The following is a 6261-nucleotide window of genomic DNA, read 5'->3' as shown; positions in this document are numbered from 1 at the left end:
GGCTCGGACGCGAAGACCAAGGGCCGCAAGGCCGACACCACCGTCAGCACGGTCGACGGCAAGCACGGCGCCCTGCCCGGCGCGGGCAGCGCCACCGTCGACGTGCCCGGCGAGAAGGGCAGGGCGGTCAAGGCCGGCACGCTGCCGGTCGCCGTCTCCTCGGCCGGCGCGGCGGGCAAGGCGAAGGTCGAGCTGCTCGGCCAGGACGCCGCCGCCAAGGCCGGGATCAACGGCCTGCTGCTGACCGTCTCGGGCGCCGACGAGAACAGCGGCCTGGCCGTCGACTACTCGTCCTTCGCCCAGGCCGCCGGCTCCGGCTTCGGCTCCCGCGTCAAGCTGGTCCGGCTGCCCGAGTGCGCGCTGACCACCCCCGATCTGCCCGAGTGCCGGGTCCAGACCCCGCTGCCGGGCGGCAACGACGTGGCGAAGCAGACCGTCGCCGCCGACGCCCTGACCACGGCCCCGGCCGGGTCGATGCGGCTGGCGTCCGCGCCGGGCGCGATGGTGCTGGCCGCCACGGCCGGCAGCGCCGGGCCGAGCGGCGACTACAAGGCGACGCCGCTGTCGAGCGCGTCGAGCTGGTCGACCGCGCTGAACAGCGGGTCGTTCAACTGGTCGTACGACATGCCGCTCACGGCCATGCCCGGCGGGCTGACGCCCAAGGTGGGCCTGTCCTACAACTCCGGTGCGATCGACGGCCGCACGGCCAACAGCAACAACCAGGCCTCCTGGGCCGGCGACGGCTTCGACCTGTCGCCCGGCTTCGTCGAGCGCAGCTACAAGGCGTGCGCGGACGACGGGGCTCCCAAGACCGGCAGCGCGAACCCGGGCGACCTGTGCTGGGGCACGGACAACGCGACGATCAGCTTCGCGGGGCACTCCGGCGAGCTGATCCCGGTCTCCGGCGACGAGTGGCGGATCAAGAACGACGACTCGACGAAGATCGTTCGCGTTCGCGACACCGGGCGCGGCAACGGCGACAACGACGGCGAGTACTTCCGCGCCACCACCACCGACGGCACCACCTACTACTTCGGCTACAACCGCCTGCCCAACTGGTCGGCCGGAAAGCCGGAGACCAAGTCCGTCTACACCGTGCCGGTCTACGGCAACAACGCGGGCGAGCCGTGCAACGGCGCCGACTTCGCGTCCTCCTGGTGCCAGCAGGGCTGGCGGTGGAACCTGGACCTGGTCGTCGACGCCCACGGCAACGACATCACCTACTGGTACACCCCCGAGACCAACAACTACGGCCGCAACCTGAAGGCCTCCGACCGCACCCCGTACATCCGGGGTGGGCGCCTGGACCACATCGAGTACGGCCAGCAGCAGGGCGACCTCTACTCGGCCACCGTCAAGCCCATGGGCCGGGTCGAGTTCGGCACCGCCGAGCGCTGCCTGGAGGGCAACGCCGCGCTCTGCGATCCGGCGAAGATCGACGCCAATCGGCAGTACTGGTACGACACTCCGTGGGACCAGAACTGCAAGGACGGCACCGACTGCGGCACGCAGTTCTCGCCGACCTTCTTCACCCGCACCCGGCTCACCCAGGTCGCGGCCAAGACCCTGCAGGCCGACGGCAGTTACGCCACCGTCGACACCTGGGACCTGACCCACAAGTGGGGCACCGCCGACTTCGACTACCAGCTCCTGCTGGACTCGATCAAGCACACCGGTTCCTCCGCCGCCCCCTCCGTCGCGCTGCCGAAGACCACCTTCGCCTACAAGCAGATGGCCAACCGGCTCGACAAGGTCGGCGACGGCCGCATGCCCTTCATCAAGCAGCGACTCGGCACCGTCACCGACGAGCAGGGCGGCCAGATCGACGTCAACTACTCGGCGGCGACCTGCGACTGGAACAACCTGCCCACCCCGCAGTCCAACACCACCCGCTGCTTCCCGCAGATGTACCAGGCCTCCGACGAGACCCCGGTCATCACGGAGTGGTTCAACAAGTACGTCGTCGAAGCGGTCATCGCCACCGACCGCACCGGCGGCGCACCCGACATGGTCACCCACTACAGCTACCTCGGCGACGCCGCCTGGCACTACGACGACGAGGACGGCCTCACCAAGGACAAGCTCAAGACCTGGTCCCAGTGGCGCGGCTACGCCCGCACCCGGGTGGAGACCGGCGGCGTGACCGGCATGTCCACCCAGGCCGACCACTACTTCCTGCGCGGCATGGACCAGGACCGCAACAACCCTGCCGACAAGAGCAGCAGGCGCGGCGTCACCGTCGACGACGGCCAGGGCACCGTCCTGACCGACGACCAGGCCTGGGCCGGCGTCGAGTACCGCACCGAGCAGTACGACAAGCCCGGCGGCGTGATCCTCTCCAAGTCGGTCAACACCCCGTGGAAGAAGGAGACCGCCAAGCGCGTCCGCGACTGGGGCACCACCACCGCCAACCTCGCCGGCATATCCGTCAAGCGGGGCTTCACCTCACTCGACAAGGGCGCCGGAAACGCCTGGCGCGAGACCCGCACCAACACGACCTACGACGGCTACGGCCGGGTCGCACAGGTCGAAGCCCTCGGTGACACCTCCACCGGCGACGACGACAAGTGCACGCGCAAGACGTACGCCGACAACACGGCGGCCTGGCTGTTGAGCGGCACCATCCGGACCGAGACCGTCGCTGCGGACTGCACCGCCGCCGTCAGCCGCGAGACCCGCGCCGACGGCAGCTCGGCCGTCCTGTCCGACATCCGGGTCCGCTACGACGGCCAGGCCTTCGGCGCAGCGCCCACCCGGGGCGACGCCACCCTGACCGAGACCCTCAAGGCCCAGACCGGCGGCAACGCCACGTACCTGGACAGCTCGGCCTCCTACGACGTGTACGGGCGCAAGCTGACCACCGTCGACCTCGCCTCCACGACCCTCGTCGACACGACCGGCGCGTCGGCGCCCGTCACCACGGCGTCCCCGTCGGCCGCGACCACCACCACCGCCTACACACCGGCCACCGGACGTCCCACCAAGTCGACGACCACCACTCCGCCGGCCGTCGTCGGCAATGCGGCCACCGCACAGACCACGACCACCGAGTACGACCTCCTGCGCGGCCTGAGCACCGCCACCGTCGATGCCAACAACCGCCGCACCGACCTGCTCTACGACGCCCTCGGACGTTCGCTGAAGGTCTGGCTCCCCAACCGCTCGAAGACCACCGGCCAGAGCCCGAACCACGAGTTCGCCTACGCCTTGGCGGACGGACAGATCACCGCCGTCTCCACCAGGACGCTGAACAGCGACGGCTCCCAGCAGACGGGCTACACGCTCTTCGACGGCTTCGGCCGGGTACGGCAGTCCCAGTCCGCCGGGGACAACGGCGGCCGGCTCCTGACCGACACCTTCTACGACGAGCGCGGCCAGGCCGCCCTCGGCTACGCGCCGTACTACGCCACGGGTGCGCCTTCCGCGACCCTGTTCAAGGTCGAGGACGCGACCGGCGTCGAGACCCAGACCGCCACCGCCTACGACGGCCTCGGGCGTGTCACCACGTCCACCACCCTGGCCGGAAACGGCGTCGGCACCCCCATCGCCACCACGCTCACCGAGTACGGCGGCGACCGGATCACCGTCACCCCGCCCACCGGCGGCACCCCGACGACCACCATCACCGACGCCGCCGGACGAACGACCGAGCTGCGCCAGTACAAGTCCCAGACCCCGACCGGCGCCTACGACACCACCACCTACGCCTACGACGCGGCCGACCACCTCACCAAGCTGACCGACGCGTCCGGCACGGCCTGGACCTGGGGCTACGACCAGCGCGGTCGGCAGACCCGATCCGTCGACCCGGACAGCGGGACCTCGGTCAAGACGTACAACGACCGCAACGAGATCGTCACCACGACGGACGGCCGCGGCAAGACCGTCGCGTACCGCTACGACAACCTCTCCCGCCAGATCGAGACCCGTGACGGCTCGGCGAGCGGCCCGCTGCTGACGGCCCAGACCTGGGACCCGTCCGGTAACAAGGGGACGCCGGAGTCCTCGACCCGTTACAGCACGGTCAACGGAACGACGTACCCGTACACGACGACCTACTCGCTCTACGACCCGCTGGGGCGGCCGACCCGCACGACGGTCAGCATTCCGTCCGTCCCGGGGCAGGAAGCACTCGCCGGCAACTACATCAGCGGCACGGTCTACCGGCTCGACAACCAGGTACAGAGCATCAGCTACCCGGCCGCCGGCAACCTGCCCGCCGAATCCGTCGCCTTCACCTACGACCCGCTGCGCCGCGTCACCGCGGCCCAGGGGCTCAGCACCTACCTGACCGCTCAGACCTACAGCCTCACCGGCAAGCCGCTGCAGTCCACGTTGAGCAACGGAACCGCCGGCAAGGACATCTACGTCACCAACGGCTACGAGTGGGGCACTCAGCGTCTGGCCTCCAGCCGCACCGACCAGTACGGCATCGTCGGGGCCGCCCGCGCCGCCACGTACACGTACGACCAGGCCGGCAACGTCACCTCCGTCGCCGATGCCTCACGACTCGGCACCGACCGCCAGTGCTTCCAGTACGACACGCTCGGACGGCTCACCGAGGCGTTCACCCCGAGCGGCACCAACTGCCCGGCCACGCCCGACGGCGCCGCGCTCGGTGGCCCGGCCCCCTACCGGACCAGCTACACCTACAACCCCAACGGAACCCGGGCCACCGAAACCCGTCACTCCCCGGACGGCAACACCGCCCAGGACAGCACCACCACCTACACCTACCCGGCGCCCACGGCCGCCCAGCCCCACTCGCTGACCAGCACCAGCACGGTCACCGGAGCCGTCGGCGCTCCGGTCGTCCAGAGCTACACCTACGACGCGGCGGGCAACACCAACGCCCGACACCTCAAGCCGGGTGACGGCGGGACCAGCGACCAGACGCTGACCTGGGACAGCCTGGGCAAGCTCCAGGCGGTCACCGACACCGTCACGTCGGGCAGCGGCAAGACCTCCAGCAGGACGACCGACTACCTGTACGACGCCAACGGCAACCGCCTGCTCGGTCACTCCCTCGACGCCGCGAACCCGTCGGCCGAGAACTGGACCCTCTACCTCGGCAACAGCGAGCTCAACCTGGTCAAGGGCGCGGCGAAGCCCAAGGCCACCCGCTACTACAAGCTGGGCGATTCCGCCATAGCCGTCCGCTCCGACGACGGCAAGGTCGCCTTCCAGGTCACCGACCACCACAAGACCGCCGAACTGAACGTCGACGCCGCGAGCGGCAACCTCGCCATGCGTCGGAGCACGCCGTTCGGCGGTCCCCGCGGTGCGTCCCCCAGCGTCTGGTCCGGGACCAGGGGATTCCTCGGAGGAACGCTCGAGGCCACCGGCCTCACCCACCTCGGGGCGCGCGACTACGACCCGGATACCGGCCGGTTCGTCTCGGTCGACCCGGAACTCGACGTCACCGACCCCCAGTCCATGACGGGCTACGCCTACGGCAACAACAATCCGGAGACGCTTTCCGATCCCACCGGCCACCGCAATGACGACTACGGCCCGGGCTGCTACCGCGAATGCATCACCCAGACGGACAGAGTCAACTGCATATTCGTCCTGCTGAACCCCTGCTCGGGGGTCCAGCAGAGCGCTCCGTCGACCAGCACCCTGGCCAACCCGACGCCCCGAGCCGTCACGCCCAAGGTCACGAACACGAAGTTCCAGGGCATCCTCGACGACATCTACCCCAAGCCCGAATACCAGTCGGTCACCGGAAGCGGAAAAGCGGCCGAAGCACTCAAGGAGGAGTTGAAGACCGGAAAGCAGACCAAGGGGAAATGGCACCTGGAGGACAATGCCGACCTGATGACCAGGCTCACCAAGCTGTTGGAGGGGGATCGGAAGGGACAGAAGGGCTTCCAGCTCACCGATGACGAGCGGAAGCTGGCACTCAAGGAGGCCGAGGAACTGTGGGACGCCCTCAACAACACGGAGGACAAGGCCGGAAAGCTCACCAAATTCATGAAGGGCGACGAGCGGCTTCGCACCAAGCTGGTCAAAATGGGTGACATGGTGGTCGGGGCCCCCGCTCTCCGCACCGTCAACGGATCGACCTTCGAGGAACGCCCGTACAAAGCCCCGGTGCGCACCGGAGGGTCAAGACTGTCCGGGATGATGGGGAAGATAGGGGCGGCCGGAGAGGTCCTGACTTTCGTGGACGGCCTGATCCAGCTCTTCAACATGGAGCAGACATACGGCCAGTGCGAGAGGTTGTGCGGCCCAGCCTGAGCCACGACCTAGGATGAG

The 6261-nt window shown here is 69.1% G+C and carries 1 protein-coding gene; it reads left to right on the top strand.

Annotated elements, in window-relative coordinates; translation table 11 throughout:
* A partial coding sequence (locus ACFU6K_RS28155; RefSeq protein WP_380667627.1) for an RHS repeat domain-containing protein occupies positions 1-6243 on the top strand: 6243 nt, incomplete at its 5' end.
* Between the last annotated feature and the right edge of the window lie 18 nt (positions 6244-6261).

Source organism: Kitasatospora sp. NPDC057512 (genome assembly GCF_042802135.1).
Lineage (GTDB): Bacteria > Actinomycetota > Actinomycetes > Streptomycetales > Streptomycetaceae > Kitasatospora.
The sequence above is the reverse complement of the archived record's forward strand: the minus strand, read 5'-3'. Positions and strand labels throughout refer to the sequence as shown.